At 61.0% G+C, this 19,098-nt stretch carries 12 protein-coding genes and 1 pseudogene; 3 read left to right on the top strand and 10 right to left on the bottom strand.

The features are described 5' to 3' along the window. Positions 1-2: 2 nt before the first annotated feature. Complete coding sequence (locus SJQ66_RS14495) at positions 3-671, bottom strand: HD domain-containing protein (protein WP_024906085.1); 669 nt, start codon at positions 669-671, stop codon at positions 3-5. A 20-nt stretch (positions 672-691) separates the two neighbouring features. Then, on the bottom strand, positions 692-1,810 hold the full coding sequence (locus SJQ66_RS14490; RefSeq protein WP_024906086.1) for a hypothetical protein: 1,119 nt from the start codon (positions 1,808-1,810) through the stop codon (positions 692-694). A 306-nt stretch (positions 1,811-2,116) separates the two neighbouring features. Here SJQ66_RS14490 and SJQ66_RS14485 point away from each other — a divergent pair, with 306 nt between their 5' ends. Continuing rightward, the gene (locus SJQ66_RS14485) at positions 2,117-3,457 is read left to right on the top strand and encodes a glycosyltransferase family 32 protein (RefSeq protein WP_157685253.1); all 1,341 of its coding nucleotides are present in this window, start codon (positions 2,117-2,119) and stop codon (positions 3,455-3,457) included. A 28-nt stretch (positions 3,458-3,485) separates the two neighbouring features. Here the strand turns inward: SJQ66_RS14485 and SJQ66_RS14480 are convergent, their stop codons facing one another. From SJQ66_RS14480 to SJQ66_RS14470, 3 genes are all read right to left on the bottom strand, one after another. After that, entirely contained in the window at positions 3,486-4,046 is a 561-nt protein-coding gene (locus SJQ66_RS14480) for a GAF domain-containing protein (RefSeq protein ID WP_024906088.1), read from the bottom strand. After that, a complete protein-coding gene (locus tag SJQ66_RS14475; RefSeq protein ID WP_024906089.1) occupies positions 4,043-5,422 on the bottom strand; it encodes an MFS transporter in 1,380 nt (459 codons plus the stop codon). The genes SJQ66_RS14480 and SJQ66_RS14475 overlap by 4 nt, the downstream gene beginning before the upstream one ends. A gap of 78 nt (positions 5,423-5,500) precedes the next feature. Further along, positions 5,501-6,748 (bottom strand): metal-dependent hydrolase family protein, encoded by a 1,248-nt coding sequence (locus tag SJQ66_RS14470; RefSeq protein WP_024906090.1) that lies wholly within the window; start codon positions 6,746-6,748, stop codon positions 5,501-5,503. 157 nt (positions 6,749-6,905) lie between these two features. Between SJQ66_RS14470 and SJQ66_RS14465 the strand changes: the two genes are divergently transcribed. Both SJQ66_RS14465 and SJQ66_RS14460 read left to right on the top strand, forming a co-directional pair. Further along, on the top strand, positions 6,906-8,261 hold the full coding sequence (locus tag SJQ66_RS14465) for a LysR family transcriptional regulator (RefSeq protein ID WP_320534929.1): 1,356 nt from the start codon (positions 6,906-6,908) through the stop codon (positions 8,259-8,261). A 125-nt stretch (positions 8,262-8,386) separates the two neighbouring features. Then, positions 8,387-10,012: a Na+/H+ antiporter gene (locus tag SJQ66_RS14460; protein WP_320534928.1), complete on the top strand. Its 1,626-nt coding sequence runs from the start codon at positions 8,387-8,389 to the stop codon at positions 10,010-10,012. Positions 10,013-10,044: 32 nt separating this feature from the next. On the opposite strand, the gene trpS is transcribed toward SJQ66_RS14460, so the two are convergent. The 5 genes and pseudogenes from trpS to putA all read right to left on the bottom strand — a co-directional run bounded on the left by trpS (position 10,045) and on the right by putA (position 18,995). Continuing rightward, complete coding sequence (gene trpS / locus SJQ66_RS14455) at positions 10,045-11,103, bottom strand: tryptophan--tRNA ligase (protein ID WP_024904913.1); 1,059 nt, start codon at positions 11,101-11,103, stop codon at positions 10,045-10,047. Positions 11,104-11,349: 246 nt separating this feature from the next. After that, positions 11,350-12,486, bottom strand: coding sequence for an MBL fold metallo-hydrolase (locus SJQ66_RS14450; RefSeq protein WP_320534927.1), 1,137 nt, complete (start codon positions 12,484-12,486; stop codon positions 11,350-11,352). A gap of 110 nt (positions 12,487-12,596) precedes the next feature. Then, positions 12,597-13,175, bottom strand: a pseudogene (locus SJQ66_RS14445) (IMPACT family protein); the annotation flags it as partial. Between the two features lie 348 nt (positions 13,176-13,523). After that, the gene (locus SJQ66_RS14440) at positions 13,524-14,684 is read right to left on the bottom strand and encodes a branched-chain amino acid ABC transporter substrate-binding protein (RefSeq protein ID WP_024904917.1); all 1,161 of its coding nucleotides are present in this window, start codon (positions 14,682-14,684) and stop codon (positions 13,524-13,526) included. A gap of 279 nt (positions 14,685-14,963) precedes the next feature. Then, complete coding sequence (gene putA, locus SJQ66_RS14435) at positions 14,964-18,995, bottom strand: trifunctional transcriptional regulator/proline dehydrogenase/L-glutamate gamma-semialdehyde dehydrogenase (RefSeq protein WP_320534926.1); 4,032 nt, start codon at positions 18,993-18,995, stop codon at positions 14,964-14,966. Positions 18,996-19,098 lie beyond the last annotated feature (103 nt).

Genomic DNA, 19,098 nt, shown 5'->3' with positions numbered 1-19,098 from the left:
GCTCATGCGGCTTCCGTAGACCCGTACCTTAACTCACTCTCAAGCACGCTGAGATATTCACGCATATAGTGCGTGCGGCGCTTCGCTTCCGCAGCGCCCACCTCGGTCAAGAACTCGGGCTCCAATCGCAGAAGCTTCTCGTGGAAATGGTGAATGACCGAACTGGCTTTCCCATGACGAAACTGTCCGGCAACAGGATCGGCCGCGCTAAGCGGTTGCCCCAGTTTCGCGCCGAACATCATTGCGCGCGCGATACCGACCGCACCCAGTGCATCCAGCATATCGGCATCCCTTACGATCATGGCCTCTCTCGGGATCGTGGCATCACGTATCTCATCACCGGCGCAGGTAAAGCGCTCCGTAAAGTCAACACACCGACAAATCAATTCGACATCCTCGTCCGGCGCACCGGCCTTCGACAATACGGTGCGCACGAGCGGCTCCGCCACGCAAGGTGACACATGCTGTCCGGTTTTGATCTCGAGAAATCGATGGTAGTCGTGTAACAAAGCGGCGCTGCGCACCACCTCGATATTGACAGGTTCTTTCTCGGCGATACGACGCGCATGGTGCTCCACCCGCAGGAGATGCGCCATGTCATGTGCGACGACAGTACTATCAAAATCTTCCAGGACCTGCGCTCGAACTTTGTCGAGATACGTTTTTTTCATCCTTGTCTCCTCCCCTCGGTTCAGTTCAGCGTGCTCACATGATGCTTCAACCAGACCTTTGATATCGACGTACGACTCGATCTATCCAGCTCCGAGATGCGACCAGGAACAAACTGGTCAATACGCGATGCGGCAACCAACAACTCCGCCTGCACCAATTTGACATATGGCCCGACACTTCCGTTATGCAAGAAATTCACCGAATTTCCACGATTGCAAAAATAAATCATGCCGCGATTACCGGTGCGCGCGACACCCCAGATACCAGAGGGCTCCATAATGCGGCGAATGTCTTCGAAGTCCTTCAGCTCGTCATCGGCCGATGTCGCACAAAACACATACTTCCTGCTGTCGGTTCGGCCGAAATCCTGCATTCCGATGCAATGATTGCCCGTGGCGCAGAAGATGAGTTCGGCGTGTGACAATGCGTCGTCTTTCCCGAAGACTTGAAAGCCATGCGCCAACGCTAGCGCCTCGCGCGCCGGGTCGCTTTCACATATCGAGACGATCGCGCCCCGCATTTTCAGACACTGCGCGATGCTGGAACCTACCTTCCCATAACCAAAGACAACCGTTTTCATCGAGGGAAGAATGACATTGCCTTGTCGCAGCGCCGCATCAGCTGAAAAGACAACGGCTTGCCCGACAAGGAAATCTTCCGGGTCTTTCAGTGCACTTCTCGCAACGGATATAACGGGCTTAGCAACGCGTTCGTCGGCATCACCCGGGCGGGCGAAGGCGCGTTCATATCGCTGATGGCCGTTCTCGGTATCTTCGACGATGCCGATCAAGTTGCGCTTGATGCTGTCCGGAAAAGCAGAAACCGCTTCCGCAAAATAGCCGCCCATATCGATAATGACGAACTTTCCTGCTGCTTCCAGATGCGAGAGCAGGGTGCAATAGCTGTCGTTGCGAGCATCGATGTCTTCCCTGCGCACGTTGAAAACCGGCGTTATCTCGGACAATGCCTGCAGTGTCTGTGGGTCGATCGTATTAGGTTTGGGTATTACGCCGATGACTCTGTCCCGACGGGACATCGCCAAAACATAGTCTGTAACGCCAGGGACGGCATGCGTCACCAGCAAGACTTTCGCGCCACCAAGACACATCCCGTCTAGGATATCCAGGAAAAAGTGCATGGCTTACCTTTGTGGTGGACGTTATAAAAGTAATTATCGATGCAAATCTCCTATTAATATATAGGAGGATTCCTAAATAGAACCAATAACGCAGATCGACCATGTAATGCAGTCACGTTATCCTGTCCATTTGACATATGGGCGGCGACACGGCGAAGTGGTACTTTATTCGTACGGCATGAAAACGCCGATAACCCGTGATAATGCTCACGCAATCGCTCGCTCCTTGACACCATGCATGCAAACAGTACCGCCGACGTGACGACTTCGGCATTGAAAAAACCGCGTGCGTCGGAAAACAGGGCCGTGCCTTACCTATTCCATTACGCCTGGGAAGGCGGTGCGATGCCGCCACGCTTCCTCGCGAATATCTTGAGCGGCTACGATTCGAGGTTTGTCAGCGCGATACCCGGCACCGCTGCGGATGTCGCGTCGCTCGTTGCGGCGGACCGCATCATCTGGACAACCCGCCCTGCGCTGATCCAGCACACATTGGATGCCATGTCCGATGGCGACAGCGACTGGCAACCGCGCGAGCCTGACACCGGCAATGGACTCTACAAAGCGCTAACGGCAAATAATCGCCGATCATCATGCGCTGGCGGACGATTGGCTATCGGAGAATCCGCGCTGCAGGCCTTTCAGAAGCAGAGCGTTTATCGTTATCTCGCACGCACCCAGGGGCACCGTCTCGTCGTACGGGATGCAGAGGCCGTATTTGATTGGCTAGGCGAACTGTGGCGTACCACCCCACCACTTATCGACACGGCGCATCGCGCGACGGCAGGAAGAAATCGTGGAAAACGGCAACGCCCGATATCGACAGACTTTGTCTCAGTGGCAATGGATTTGAAGGCACGCTTCCATCGCGAGATTAGCGGACCTTACGCCAACATGGCCGCGGCCAGCGACCTGACCCGGCTTGTCGTACTCTATCTTTTTGGCGGACACTGGCGTGATGTCGATGTCGTCGAAGCAAATGGCGGTGACATTGACGCACCGCGAGGGTTGCGAATCCTGCAAACCATCGTAGGCACGCGCGATCCGGCACGCCTTACGGCAAACGGGGTGTTGGCCGCCGCACCGCATTCGCCACGTGTGGCGGCATTGCTATTGGCGGTGCACGCGGCCGCGACGCGTATGGATCAATGTCATTTAACAACCTGGGGAGTCAAGCGCTCGGATCTCGATATGTGGCCCGATCAAACCAAGCTCGATATCGTGGACCCCGAGATCGAGGCAGAGACACTGTCCGGCGATGTCGTCCGTCACATGCCGCGCGTTGGCGTCGGCGCCTGGTCGTCACGGCTTTTCGATACCTTGCATATCAGCGGGCCGGAGCGCTACGTAGAGGAAGGCATGGGCGAATCACCGCACGATCAATTTCCGCATACCTGGCGATGGTTTTCGGATGCCGCGCATGGCGCGGATGTTCCCGCCGTCGATCTAGAAGACCCCATCGGTTCGGCGATGTCTGCCGTGTCGCGTGCTATATCGTGTCGCGAATACGTAAAGCGGTCCACCCATGGCTGGGCCAGGACGCCGCACGAGATGCTCTTCCCGAAAGGGCTGGTTATCGATCTCGATGCGAGTGCAGCATGGCAACACGTACGGCCAAAACGCAGTGCTCGTGGCGAATGGCCGTAATGTCCGTACAGACGCCGCGCCGTCGGGCTTACGCGCCAATGTCCAACCCCGCCGGATCTTTCGGCACGGGCACCGTCATCAACGCCGGAGCGACCAATTGCGCAAACACCGCCACCGCGGAAAGATCGACGCCCTGATACCAATACGCATCATGCAACAGGTTAAGCGACCCAACCGTCTTTCCTCCCCAGCGCACCGGCATGTTCAGTACACTTTCGCATCCGAGCGAGCTGATCAATGCGTGATCGGAAAACACTTCACGTAAATCCGCCGCCGTATTTCCGATAAACGGCACGCCATCGCGCACCACTTGATCGGCCCAACGTCGCGAGACGATCTTCTTGCGCCCCCCAAGCGGATAATCCCCTGCCCGGTTCGAATAGACCCGGATCGACTCGGTCACCGCGTCGTCGTACAACAGGATCGTGAAAAGCTTATAACCAATGGCGCCTAGCAAGGCCGCGTCCACGGCCTTGAACACCGCCTCGATCGCCGCGTCTTGATCCACCGCGCGATGCGCCGCGGCCAGTGCCTGCAGCAACGGCGCCGTCGCCTGGACGTGCGTCGAGAGTTGCCGCCGCGCCGTCATGCCTTCAGCTCCTTGACGGCGATGGCTTCCAGGGACAGGCCCTTTGTCTTCACGCCCATGACCAACACCGTCACCGCCCCGGCGACCAGCACGACCGTCGTCACACCGAATACGCCACCAAAACCAAACACCGGGAAGATATAGCCCACCAGCGTCGGCGACACGATTGCGCCCAGGCGGCCCACGGCCGAGGCCACGCCGGTACCCGTCGTCCGGATCGCCGTCGGGAACACTTCGGACGTATATGCATATACACCCGCGTACGTGCCGTTCATGAAGAAAGACAGGCAGATACCGGCCATCATGATCGCGGTATTGCCATGCAAGACCGTCATGGACAACGCCGCGCCCCCGCCCAGCACCATGTAGCTTGCGATCGTCTTTTGTCGACCAAAGCGCTCGTTGCACCAAGCCGCCGAGAAATAGCCGGGAATCTGCGCGACATACATCGCCAGCGAATAGGCAAAGCTTTTCGTGATACTCATTCCATGCTGTATCAGCAGCCCCGGAATCCAGGTGAAGAAAGAGTAATAGCTGAACGTGATCGCCAACCACATCGCCCAGGTCATCGCCGTGACGCGCGCCTGCTTGCCCTGCCACAACGAACGGAAATTCGCGACAAAGGACCCACGCACAGCGGGACTCGATGCGGCCAATGCCGCTTCCGCCTGTGCCACGGTCTGCTCGTCGATGCGCACGCCGGCGGCGCGCAGTTCACTTTCGATGCGATCGACGGTGTCACGTGCGGCCTGATGTCGACCCTGGCTTTCCAGCCAGCGCGGCGACTCCGGCAACGCCCGACGCCACCACAGCAACATCACCACAGGCAATGCCGTGATCACCATGACGATCCGCCAGCCATCGTCGCTGGCAGGCACGATGAAATATCCGAGAAGCGCCGCGGCGACGAAACCGAACGAGAAAAACCCCGCAAGTGATCCGACAAAGGCGCCACGATACTTTTTGGCGACAAACTCGGTCAAGTATGGCGCAATGATCACACTTTCCGCACCACTGCCAAAACCAGCGCAGATACGTGAGGCCAGGAATGTCGGCCAGTCGTGCGTCATTGCACTGCCGAGCGATGCCACGCAGTAGAACAACAGCGCGTACATCATCACGCGCTTGCGACCGATCAGGTCGCCCAGCATGCCAGCGCACATCGCGCCGAAGAAGTAGCCAACGTACGTCGAACTCCCGAGATAGCCGGTCTGGATACTCGACAGGTGCCATTGCGTGCGCAACACGGGCAACACGAAGGCCATGACCGCCGCATCCATCGCGTCGAACGTATAACCCAACCCACCAATCAGCAATAGGCGTTTATGAAAGCCGCTGAAGGGCCAGCTTTCGATTCTGGACGAGATCGACGACATCGAACGCGCTCCGCGCAAAAAGAAAAGTTAAAAAGATCTGACATCCACCAGGGCAGACATGCCCGAGAGAACGCCGCGTCAACGAGTCAGGCGATTTGCATGGAAGCGGCCATCCTTCATGACCGCGCGCAGTGCATCAGGCGTCTGGAACAACGCCAGATCGGCTGTCGGGTCCCCGTCGACGACCAGCAAGTCCGCCAACGCGCCAGGAGCGATCACGCCAAGCCGGCCAGATTGATGCATCAACTCCGCGTTGACCGACGTGGCGCTCATCAGGATTTCCGCCGGCTTCATTGCCTCCTGCCGCAACGTGAATTCCTCATATTGCGCACTGTGCATATCGCCGAGCAGATCAGACCCCAATGCGATCTTCACGCCGGCACGATGCGCGATGCGGACCGCCTCGATGCCCTGGCTCTTTACCCGGTCAGTCTTCTCCAACATCGATTCAGACCAGCCCAGTGCCTTGCCGTGCCGCGCGATGGCGGCGTAGGTCGAGAGCGTGGGCACCAGGAAAGCGCCATGTTCGGCCATGACCTTCGCGCTTTCCTCGTCGAGCAAATTGCCGTGCTCGATCGACCGCACGCCGCATCGCACCGCGCGGATGATCGCTTCCGGCGCATAGGCATGCGCCATCACATAGGTGCGCGCCGCGCGCGCCTCCTCGACGATGGCCGTCAATTCCTCGATCGAATACTGCGTGCCCTCCAACGGATCGTTCGGCGACGAGATGCCGCCGCCCGCCATCACCTTGATCTGCGTCGCACCATTGCGGATCTGTTCGCGCACCGCGCGCCGCACTTCCGACACGCCATCGGCGATATATCCCAGCAGACCAACCGCGCCGCAGCACGCGCAGTTCATGCCCTTGAAATAAGCGGGCCGCGCGTCCCCATGCCCCCCCGTCTGCGTCAGCGCCTGGCCGGCGATGAACATTCGCGGACCGGCAAAAATACCTTGCGCCACGGCCTGGGCAAGCCCGGAATCCGCGCCCCCCGCATCGCGTACCGATGTGTAGCCGCGATCGAGCATGCTTCTCAGAATGTCGCTCGATTGCGCGGTGATCAGCGACTGCGGCAGCATCGACAACTTGAAGAAGTCCGGAATCGTCGCAGTGACATGAACGTGCGCATCGATCAAGCCCGGTAGAACGATGCGACCATCGAGGTCGTGCACCTGGGTGCGGTCGTCCGACGTTTCAGCAGCGCCGCCAACGTGCGTGAAAACGCCTTTTTCAACGACGATCGTCGTGTCAGGACGCAATTCCCCCGTGAGGCTGTCGAAAACCGTGGCGCGGCGGAAAACAATGCGGTCGGGTGTATTCATGGTGTCGCTGTCGGTCGGATACGTTTCAATAAGTCGTTCGCTGATTTTGGACAGTCAATTTTTTGACTACAATGACGGCGCTTCGACAATATCGTTGCCTTCAAGGCAACACCCTTTTAAAACGACATCCGTATCCACGACTCAACCCAACGCGCCCATGGAAGGATTGACCATCACCCGGTTGCGCTACTTGTTCGAGGCGGTTCGCCTTGGCGGCATCCGTGCGGCGGCGGACCATCTGGACGTGGCGCCGTCGGCTGTCAGTCGCCAGTTGGCGATTCTCGAGCGCGCGGTACGCTCACCGCTGCTGGAGAAAAATCGGCGTGGCGCAAAACCCACCGAGGCCGGCGCATTGTTGATAGAGCATTACCGCGCGCACCTTGCGCGTGAGGAAGTGCTGGTGTCGAAGCTGGAGGGCATTCACGGACTGGAATACGGCACCGTTTCGATCGGCGCGATCCAGGGGTTTACCGAAGATCTGATGAGCCGCGCGTTGCGGGTGTTCCATCAACGCTATCCGAAGGTGTCGATCACACTGGAACTGGGCGGGGTCAGTGATATCCAGCAATGGCTGGAAGAGGATCGCGTCCATCTAGGCCTGACCTACGGCCCCCCATTCGACAGCCACGCGATGCGTTTCAAGGAAATCACCGCCGCCGACCAGCCCGTATGCGCGATCGTCCGTGGTGATCACCCGCTGGCACTCAGGTCACGCGTCACCATCCGCGACTTGCTTGACTACCCGTTCGCACTGGCGCGTCGTGGCTATGGCACGCGCGATATCGTGGAACGGATAGAGTTGTCGGGCGATCTCGGTGTGTCCGGTGTGTCCGGTGTGTCCGGTGTGTCCGGTGTGTCCGGTGTGTCCGGTGTGTCCGGTGTGTCCGGGGCGTCCGGGGCGTCCGGTGCGTCCGGTGCGTCCGGTGCGTCCGGTGCGTCCGGTGCGTCCGGTACGTCCGGTACGTCCGGTACGTCCGGTACGTCCGGTACGTCCGGTACGTCCGGTACGTCCGGTACGTCCGGTACGTCCGGTACGTCCGGTACGTCCGGCGCGTCGGCATCAGCATCCACGACGGCATCGAAAGCCACATCGGGGTTGCCGCCTTCGTTTGCCTCGGACGTGTCCGCCGCCGCGATGTCATTGCGCGAGACGGCACCCGCGCCTCGATCCGACGCGCGATTTTCTTCTGCGCCTACGCCAGTTCCAGCATCGACGCCGATGTCACGCCTGTTTAACGTACTACTGGAAACCGACCATCTGATCGGACTGGCCGGCTTCGTCCGTGCCGGCATGGGCGTCACGTTGCTGCCGGCGTTCGCGGTGGGAGACGATATCGAGCGCGGCACGCTTGTCGCCGTGGAGATCGACCACCCGCTGATGCGCAATGTGCAAGCCAGGGTGATCAGCCGGCGCGGCAGGGAGCTGCCGTTGGCGGCGGTCGCCCTGCAGCGTCTGCTGATCGAGCAAATGCGCGCGTTCCATCCCGGTGCCATGCGTGCGCAAACGACTTGATACGTTCCTGTGTCCGTTGCGCGGGAAGGCAACGTACACTGACCGGATACGGTGTATCGTCGCCCTGCTCTGACACAGCCGACCTATCCGACGCCGACCTTCCGCCGCGCCACTGCGAACCGCCAATGTCCTCTGTCTCCGCTTTTGAAATCGTCCTGCTGTCATTGGTTGCAATGGTCGCGCTGCAACTGCTTGCCCGGCAATGCAATCTGCCGCCCGCCGTGGCACTGCTTGCCGGTGGCATCGGCATGGCCTTCGTGCCGGGCTTGCCGCCCATCAACCTCGACCCGGACCTGGTGCTGGTCGTGATCTTGCCGCCGTTGCTGATGTACGGCGGCTATTTCACGGTATGGGATGACCTCAAGCGCAATTTCGGCGGCGTGATGATGCTTGCCGTCGGAGCAGTGACATTTACGACGTTGACCGTCGGCTGGGCGGCGCATTGGCTGGTACCCGGATTGCCTTGGGCCGTATGTTTCGCACTGGGGGCAATCGTGTCTCCGCCGGATGCCGTCGCGGCAAAGGCGATCCTGGCTCGACTGACGTTACCGCGACGCCTGATGGTGCTGCTGGAGGGCGAAAGCCTGCTGAACGATGCGGCGGGGCTGACACTGTTCCGATTCGCCTTGGCCGCGGCGTTGACTGGCAGCTTCAGCATGCGCGAGGCATCGATGAAATTCGGCGAACTGGCCGTTGGCGGCATGCTGATCGGCTTGTTGTGCGGCTGGCTGCTGCTGCGCGCCTGGCGCTATATCAAGGACGATTATTTGGTCATGGTGACGTCCCTGCTGGTGTCGTGGGGCAGCTATATCATCGGCGAAAAACTAGGCGTCTCGGGTGTCATCGCAGCGGTGTGCTGCGGCCTCGTTATCGGTCGCAACCAACATGGCGTGTTCAGCGCCGCCGCACGCCTGCGGGCAACATCGTTCTGGCAATCGATGGTCTTTATTTTCGAAGCGCTCGTTTTCATCCTGATCGGGCTGTCGCTGCATGGGGTAATGCAGCGCGTGGCGCACGGGACCGATCACGAAGCGTGGTATCGGCTGGGGATGACATCCGGAGGGATCGTAATCGTCGTGATCGTGTCGCGATTCGCGTGGATCTTCGGTGTGGAGGCGATGAAGGTGATCCTCGAATTCCTTCGCATGCGCGTATTGCGTCGTCCGCCCATATCGGAACATTCGTTCGCGTCGCCGGATTGGCGCGCCGCCACGGTCATGAGCTGGGCGGGAATGCGTGGCGTGGTGACCATCGCTATCGCGTTGTCCTTGCCGGAAAACCTGCCGGGACGGGATCTGATCCTGGTTTGCGCATTTGCCGTTATTCTGGCCACGGTGATCGTCCAGGGCGTCACGATTGGCGTGTTGATCCAGTGGCTGTTGCCACCACGGACGCACACCCGCGAGTCACGCTATATGAGCGAACCCCAGGCATGGGCCTATATTCATGAGGCGCAGTTTGCCGCCATCGAGCCGCTCGTCCATGACGCGGATGGCCAGTTGATTCATCCACGCTTGTACGAGCAGTATCAATATCGTGCAAACCTCGCCAAGCGTCATAGTGACCAGGAGGCGTTTCCGCGCGAAGCGCTGGAGGCGCATTACGGTATCGTGCTGGCCGCTATCGCGTCGGGACGGCAGACGCTTCTGAAACTGCATGACGAAGGACGTATCCACGACGAGTTGATGCACGCGCTGGAACATGACCTCGATCTGCAGGAGATGAGCACGCGGCATCAGCGCGACGGCTGAGCGCGTCGGACAGCATGCCGCCAGGCAATGCGTCAGAAATAATTCAAGCCCAGCACGCTTTTCACTTCGTCCATCGTCTGAGCGGCTACTTCACGCGCCTGCGCGGTGCCGCGCTTCAGCATGTTCATGACCTCGCCACGATCCTTGGCGAAGTGCTCACGGCGCTCGCGAATGGGCGCCAGCATTTCCTGCAACACCGTATCCAGACGCTTCTTCACCACGCTGTCGCCCAGGCCGCCGCGCTGGTAATGCGCCTTCATTTCTTCCAGCGCCGCTTTCTCGGTGTCGAACGCATCCAGATAGATAAAAGCGACGTTGCCTTCCAAATGGCCGGGGTCCGATACCTTCAGATGCAACGGGTCCGTATAGACGTTCTTGACCTGCTTGCTGATCTGCTCCGGCGTATCGCCCAGATTGATCGTGTTGCCCAGTGACTTGCTCATCTTCGCCTTGCCATCTACCCCAGGCAGACGGCCAATATCAGGCACGCGTGCCTCGCATTCGACCAGCACGTCACGGCCGGCCATCCGGTTCAGGCGCCGCACGATCTCGTTGGTCTGCTCGATCATCGGGATCTGGTCTTCTCCAACCGGCACGATCTTCGCCTTGAACGCGCTGATGTCCGCCGCCTGGCTGGCGGGATAGGTCAGGAAGCCCGCGGGGATGTCGCGCTCGAAGCCGCGCAGGATGATCTCCTGTTTGACCGTTGGATTGCGCTCCAGGCGTGCCACGGTAACCAGGTTCAAGTAATAGAACGTCAACTCCGCCAGCTCGGGAATCTGCGACTGGACAAAGATCGTCGTCAGCGATGGATCGATGCCGACCGCTAGATAGTCCAGCGCCACTTCGATGACGTTCCGATGCACCTTGTTGGTGTCATCCATGTTGTCCGTCAGCGCCTGCGAATCCGCCAGCATGATGAATTGTTTGTGGTCGTGCTGGAACGCCACGCGGCTACGCAAGCTGCCGACGAAGTGGCCCAGGTGCAGCGCACCAGTAGGACGGTCGCCGGTCAGGATGACAGGCTTGCCCGCGGGCGAAGCGGGCGCGGCGGAGCCGGAAGCGGCCGCCGTGGCGTTCAGGGGATTCATGGACTCGGTCATGGCGTGAAATTCTGCTGTTTTTTGCAAACGAGAGGCGCGGTCATGGTACCACCGAACGCCTTTCCCTCCGACGCCACCCAGCGATGGCCAGCCAACCGGCCAGGGTCACGGCCGCATCCGGCATCCGGCATCCGGCATCTGGCGTCTGGCGTCTGGCCCCGCTGCGGCGTCAGCCCGCCAACAATGCCATACGCCTGCACGCTCGACGCGCGGGCGATACCGTTCGACAAGGCATCAATGCACCGTACGGGCGATGCCGGACGCTTGAAGCGGCACGTCCCACTGCCCGCCGGGAGCCAACGCACGGAACGACGCCAACGGCAACCCACGTCGGCGTACTGTCTGCTCGAACAAGCGCGGCGGATCGAACTGACCCTCATCGGTCAGCCGGAACGTGCCGAAGTGAATGCCAAGAACGGACTGCGCATCAAGCGCCTGCGCCGCGTCCACGGCCTCCTCGGCCGACATGTGGCTACGTTTCATGAACCAGCGCGGGGCATAGGCGCCAATCGGCAAAGCGGCGAAGCGCATCGGGCCGAAACGCTGCCGTATCTGCATGAATTGCCCGCCGGCACCGGTATCGCCGGCGAACAAAAACGGCCCGTCCGGCGAGGTGAAGACGAATCCCTCCCAAAGCGTCGCGTTGACGTTCCATGGCATCCGCTCGGTCCAATGCCGCATCGGTACCGCCGTTACGGCCACATCATCGCGCAATGGCACCTGTTGCCACCAGTCGACCTCATGGACATCATGAAAGCCCACCGCGCGCAATGGCGCACCATTCCCCAACCCGGACACGACGATGGCATCGGGCCAGCGCCGCGCCAGTCGCTTCAACGTCGGCATATCGAAATGGTCGTAGTGATTGTGGGACAGCACGATGACGTCGATGCGCGGCAGTTTGTCGAATGCAATACCAGGCGGGGTATGCCGTTCCGGGCCAAACAGGCCAAAAGGCCCGGCATGCTCGCTATAGATCGGATCGGCAAGGATATTCAAGCCGCGATGCTGGATCAGCACGCTGGCATGATTGATGAAAGTGACCACCATTCGACTGCCGTCGACTCGAGGCGGCACGTCCGGGACAAGCGCGGGTTGATCAATCCAGCCGTCGGGCGTGCGGTGCATCTGCCAGCGCAACAGGTCGCCCATCGTATTGCGTGGGGTGGGCGGCACCGTGTGAAAGCGCGAGCCATCGAAGTGATCGGTGACCGGACCACGATACGGATGCGCGGCGATACCCAGGCCTTCCGTACCCAATGTGCCGGTCTCGATCGCAATACCAGCGATGACCAGCACCGGCAGCAGCACCGCCAGCACCCATGTCATGGCCTGTCGCACGCGGCGGTGACGTGGTGTCGCGGGTGTCATCGTCGGGCCTTCTGCGAAGGCGCATTGGCCGCGGCGATATCGACGATATGCGAACGCGCGATGCCGGTCATCCTGGCCGGCGCCATCGCCCCGTCGTCGCCGTGGACCGGCAGCCAATCGACCCGCCCTTGCCCACCTTCGTCCACCGCTGCGATAAATGCCGCCGCCGTGTCGGCCGGCAAACGGACGGTAAAGCCAACCACGGACCCGTGCGTGACCGCTTCGAGTGCCGCATCGGCCAAAGCCACCTGTCGACGCATCCAGCCTTCCTGCGCATAAGGCACAGTGCAGCAAAGCGTGCGCATTGCCCGCAGTGGCACCTTGTCGGCAGCGAGCAGCGCTTGCGCGACGGCATCGGTATAAGCGCGCACGAGCCCGCCCGCGCCCAGTTTCACCCCGCCAAAGTAGCGAACGACCGTGGCAAGCACACCTTCAAGATCTTGATGCCGCAATACATCGAGCATGGGCCGCCCGGCCGTGCCACTGGGCTCACCGTCGTCCACCGCCGCCGACTGACCACCTGCCAGTAGTGCCCAGCAGACGTGCGCGGCGCCAGGATGCGCGGCGCGTAATGCACTCACCCGCACCTGCGCCTGCCCGCGATCAGCCATGGGTTCGACGCAGCCAAGGAAACGGCTTTTCTTGATCAGCAGATCACTTTCGACAGGGGCGGCTAGCGTATGGGGCATACGCCGATATTACCCCAGACACTTGAGACGCTCGCCATGCATTCGTACGGAGCAGTCAATGCATTCGAGGAAAACGCATGCGGGTTGTTAGTAAGCAAGGAGGACCATCGACAACGGGAGAAGGCCTGTGAATAACATTGGGGACAAGCAGCCGAATAGCTTGTGCAAACCTTGTTGATAACTCCCGAACAACAAAACACACGATTGAACGACCCGGTATAAAACCGGGCGCGCAGGTGGCGGATAGCCTGTGAACAAGCAGGGGATAAGTTTCCCGCTTTCAACAAACGCGGGCGGGACAGAACCTCGACGAGGTGACCATTGTCCCCTGCAAGATCAACTGACGGTTTACTTTGCGCCAACGCTCTGCAATACCGTCCATTCGCCGTTGACGACCTTGTACATCGTGATGCCGCCGTTCTTCAGGTCGCCCTTGGCGTCATACTCGAGCGCCGGTGTGGTAACGCCCGCCATCTTGATCTTTGCAAGAACCGGCAGGTACTTGCTCGGCTCGGTCGAATCGGCTTGCTTCATCGCGGTGAACATCGCCATCGCACCATCGTAGGCATAGGGTGCGTACGTTTGCACGTCCGAACCAAAGCGCTTCTTGTAGTCGGCGGTAAATTTCGCACCGCCCGGCATATCGGCCAGCGGCACGCCGGCGAGCGAGGCGATCGTGCCATTCGCGGCATCACCACCGATTTTCAGGAACGTCGGCGTCTTGACCATCTCGCCGCTCATCAATGGCGACTTGATCCCCAGCGTGTGCATTTGCTTGACCATCGGTGCGGCCTGCGCATCGGCGCCGCCGTAGAAGATCAGGTCCGGACGCGTTGCCTTGATCTTCGTCAGGATCGAACGGAAGTCGACGGCGCGGTCATTCGTGAATTCGCGATCGACGATGCTGGCGCCGGCGGCCTTCGCGGCCTTCTCGAACTGATCCGCCAGACCCTGACCATAGGCAGTACGGTCGTCGATGATCGCGATCTTCTTGTACTTCAACGTTTTCACGGCAAACTCACCGTCAACCGCACCTTGCTGGATGTCCGACGTCATCATCCGGAAAGTCGTCTTGAAACCCTGCTGCGTGTATTCCGGTGCCGTCGCCATCGCGATTTCAGGAATGCCGGCCTGAGCATAGATGCGGGATGCCGGAATCGTCGTGCCGGAGTTGAAGTGGCCCAGCATACCCTTGATGCCGCCATCCACCAGGCGCTGCGCCACGGACGTTGCCGTACGCGGATCAGCCTGGTCGTCCTGCACGTCGAGCACGATGCGTACCGGCTTGCCACCAATCACCGGCTTCGTCGCATTGAAGTCCTCGACGGCCAGCGTCAGGCCATTGGTGAAGTCGGCGCCGTAATGCGCCTGCGGACCGGTCAATGGGCCTGCCGCGCCGATATGAACGTCTTCCGCATGCGCTACGTTGGTCAACGCCAGCGTTGCACCAACCGCCACCGCCGCGAACGTCGCACCACCCAGCCGATTATGCTTATTAATACCTTGCATCCCTGCTCTCCTTGAGGGCTACCGGTTCTTCCGGCGGCCACACTTCACGAACGCCGGCGAGACACGCATCGTCGAATCGCATCATCGCCGTCTCTCCCTGCTTGCACGCATGCCGAACCGACCTGTTCGACAAACGCGGCAAGCTTACCGCAACGGAATAGCGGTCGTCTCCTGCCCGCTTCCCGGCCCTGCCCTCGGCGTGTCGTCGCTTCCGTAACCGCACCCCTTGCCGCGACTGGTCATCCTAACGCCAACACGCCAGCCATCCGAAACGATGTTTCACCCAATGGTCATCAAGTTCGCGTTGCCGCCCGCCGCTGCGGTATTGACGCTGACGGACCGTTCGAGCAGCAGGCGCTCCAGCACATAATCCTCGCCTTGCTCGATCGCCCCGACGTTCAAGCCTTGAAGCGTTACGATCGGGCCGTCGCGCCGCGCCAATTGACGCGACAACGCACGCAAGGCATCGCCATCGCCTTCAAACAGCGCCGCATCAAAGGCCGCGCCAGCGAGTCCCTTCCCATCCACGACCTGTAGATACGGTTGCAGTGCCGCGTCGGCACGCAGGCGCTCGGCAAAAGCGATACCGGCCGGCCCGTCGAACAACGCACGATTACCGCTACCCAATGCCGCGGCGAGCTGCGCACGCGCGCCCGTCTCCGTCGACGGGACGCATAGTACCGTGCCGCGACTGGCGAGCGCATAGGTGTTTCGCTCGCCGGTCGGACCCGTCAACGTTTGCGTGAGTCCGTCCACGGCGCGCGCAAGATAGGCATCACAACGGTCGGCGATAGCGGCATCGCCTTGGGTACGCAGCCAATCGCGATACCGCGTCAATGCCACCGTCCTACCGTCTCGGCGATTTTCAGATGTCGACGTGGTCTGGGCGGCGGACGATGCACTCGTCGATCCTGTCGTATTGCCCTGACCGACAGAGCGCGTCGACGCCGAGGCACCGTCGAGCAACGCCGGCAACCGGTTCGGACGGGTGGACAGCAGGCGGTACAAATATAGAGGCCCACCTGCCTTCGGTCCGGTCCCGGACAGGCCTTCGCCCCCGAACGGCTGCACACCGACAACCGCGCCGATCACGTTGCGGTTCACATAGATATTGCCCACGTGCGCGTTCGCGATCACACGATTGATCGTCTCGTCGATCCGGGTATGGATACCGAGTGTCAGGCCATAACCGGTGTCCCGTATTCCCGCCATCAACGCATCGAGCGCGCCACGGGAATAACGCACCACATGCAGCACGGGGCCGAAGACTTCGCGCTTCAAGGCGGCCAGATTGTCTATCTCGATCAGCGTCGGCGGCACGAAGGTGCCATTGGCCGCGTCTTCCGTCAGTGGTACCTGATGGACGGCGAACCCTTTCGCGCGCATCTGGTCAATATGGGAATCGATACCGCGCTTGGCTGCCGCATCGATGACCGGGCCGACATCGGTGGACAAGCGATCCGGATTACCGACGCGCAACTCCTGCATCGCGCCCTTCAACATCGTCAGCACGCGATCGGCGGCCTCTTCCTGCAGGCACAATACGCGCAATGCCGAACAACGTTGTCCAGCCGAATCGAACGACGATGCCAGCACGTCGCCCACGACCTGCTCCGCCAGCGCCGACGAGTCGACGATCATCGCGTTCTGCCCGCCGGTCTCGGCGATGAACGGGATCGGACGACCGTTCGCATCCAGGCGCTCGGACAGCGTACGGGCGATCAAACGCGCCACCTCCGTCGATCCGGTGAACATCACCGCGCGCACGCGCGCATCGGCGACCAGGCGCGCCCCCACGGTCTCGCCATCGCCTGGCAGCAGTTGCACGGCGCCGGCCGGTACGCCCGCATCACGCAAGATGCGAATGCCCTGCGCCGCGATCAACGGCGTCTGTTCCGCCGGTTTGGCCAACACGGTATTGCCGGCGGCCAGTGCCGCTGCCACTTGGCCAATGAAGATCGCGAGCGGGAAATTCCATGGGCTGATACAGACGACGGGGCCGAGCGGACGATGCGTGTCGTTCGAGAACTCATTGCGGATCTGCACGCCGTAATAGCGCAGGAAATCCACGGCCTCTCGTACTTCCGCCACCGCATTCGACAAGGACTTGCCGGCTTCGCGAACGATCAAGCCGAGGAGCACCGGCATCTGCGCTTCGAGCAGGTCGGCGGCGCGCGCCAGACAATCGGCGCGCTCGGCCGGCGGCGTGGCTTGCCAGATCGGCGCCGCGGCGAGCGAATGTGTCAAAGCGATCTCGACATCGCGCGCGGTCGCCTCGATCACCTGACCGACGATGTCACGATGATCGGCCGGGTTACGCACTGCCTGCAGTGTCTGACCGTCGCGCGGCACGGTGTCGACGAGGTCGGGTTCGTCCGTGCGATCGAGCATCGGCGCGGCACGCCAGATCATGCCGACGCCACTCAGCAACGCCGACGACAACGAGGCGAGCCGATGCTCGTTCGACAAGTCCAACCCCATCGAGTTGGCGCGCGCGTCGCCATACAATTGGCGTGGCAGCGGGATTTTCGGATGGGGTGCGCCCGGAGGCGCGATCCGTAACGCCTCCTCGACCGGATCAGCGATCAGGTCTTCCACGCTGAGCGACTTGTCGGCGATTCGGTTGACGAATGACGTATTGGCGCCGTTTTCGAGCAGACGGCGCACCAGGTACGCCAGCAGCGTTTCATGCGTCCCCACCGGGGCATAGACACGGCATGGCCGGTTCAGCTTGTCACGGCTCGTGACCTCTTCGTACAGCGGCTCGCCCATGCCGTGCAGGCATTGGAATTCATATTGACCGCTGTAGTAGTTCTGACCGGCGAGGTGATAAATCGCCGACAGCGTATGCGCGTTGTGCGTGGCGAACTGCGGATAGATCGCATCGGTCGCGCCGAGCAGTTTCTTCGCGCATGCCAGGTAGGAAACGTCGGTGTAGACCTTGCGCGTATAGACCGGATAGCCCTCCAGCCCGTCCACCTGCGCGCGTTTGATTTCGCTGTCCCAATACGCCCCCTTGACCAGACGCACCATCAGACGATGGCGACTGCGGCGGGCGAGATCGATCAGGTAGTCGAGCACATACGGGCAGCGTTTCGAGTAGGCCTGCACGACAAAGCCAATGCCGTTCCAGCCTGCCAAGGCCTCGTCAAAGCACAGCGCGTCCAACAGGTCGAGCGAGATTTCGAGACGATCCGCTTCCTCCGCATCGATATTCAAGCCGATATCGTAGCGGCGTGCGAGCAGCGCCAGCGCCCGCACGCGCGGCAGCAGTTCCGCCGTCATCCGATCATATTGGGCACGCGCATAGCGAGGATGCAGTGCGGAGAGCTTGATCGAGATGCCGGGACCTTCGTAAATGCCGCGACCGTTCGACGCCTTGCCGATCGCGTGAATCGCTTGCTCATACGATTCGAAGTAATGTCGTGCGTCTTCCTCGGTGGTGGCCGCCTCGCCGAGCATGTCGTACGAATAGCGGAAGCCACGCGCCTCGAATTTACGGCTGTTCGCCAACGCTTCCGAGATCGTCTCGCCGGTGACGAATTGCTCGCCCATCAGGCGCATCGCCATATCCACACCCTTGCGGATCAGCGGCTCGCCGCCCTTGCCGATCAACCGCGTCAATGCCGCGGAGAGACCGGCTTCGCTATTCGTGGCCACCAGCTTGCCGGTCAGCATCAGCCCCCATGTTGCCGCATTGACGAACATCGACGGGGCGTTACCCATATGGGACTTCCAGTCGCCATGGCTGATCTTGTCGCGGATCAAGGCATCGCGTGTCGCGCGATCCGGAATACGCAGCAGTGCCTCGGCAAGGCACATCAGCGCAACGCCTTCCTGGCTCGACAAGGAGAACTCGTGGATCAGCCCTTCCACGCCGCCGCCCGATTGCTTGCCACGCAGCGCCGTGACCAGACGCGCCGCCAGTTGCCGCACCTGGTCGGCCAGCGCGTCCGGCAGCTTTGCATGACCGATGAGAAAGGGCACGCACTCCGGCTCGGGGCGCCGATAGGCGGCCGTGATTGCCGCCCGCAACACCGACTGGGGTTGCACCCCTTGTGCGAAGTCCATGAACGGGTGGTGCGCGGCCTCCTCGACCGCCGGGTCCGTACCGCCGTGATCGGCGCTGTCCCCGGACGACAGGATCGCGCTCAATTCGGGTGGCATCTGTCCGGCCTCGATCCGTTCCAGATACGCGAATATCGCCTGCTTGATCAACCAATGTGGCGTTCGATCGATACGTTGAGCGGCCTCTTTAAGGCGCGCGCGCAAGGGTTCGTCAACCTTCACGCCGAGCGTGGTGCTGGCCATGTGTAGTGAGTCCGGAGTGAATCGGTGAGCGATGCCAGCGCGCAAAAAGCGTATGGCAATCCAACGGACTTGCCTTTTCCAGCATCGTACTGACTGCGATCGT

The organism is Robbsia andropogonis (assembly GCF_034047095.1).
In the GTDB taxonomy this organism is placed as follows: Bacteria; Pseudomonadota; Gammaproteobacteria; order Burkholderiales; family Burkholderiaceae; genus Robbsia; species Robbsia andropogonis.
The sequence above is the reverse complement of the archived record's forward strand: the minus strand, read 5'-3'. Positions and strand labels throughout refer to the sequence as shown.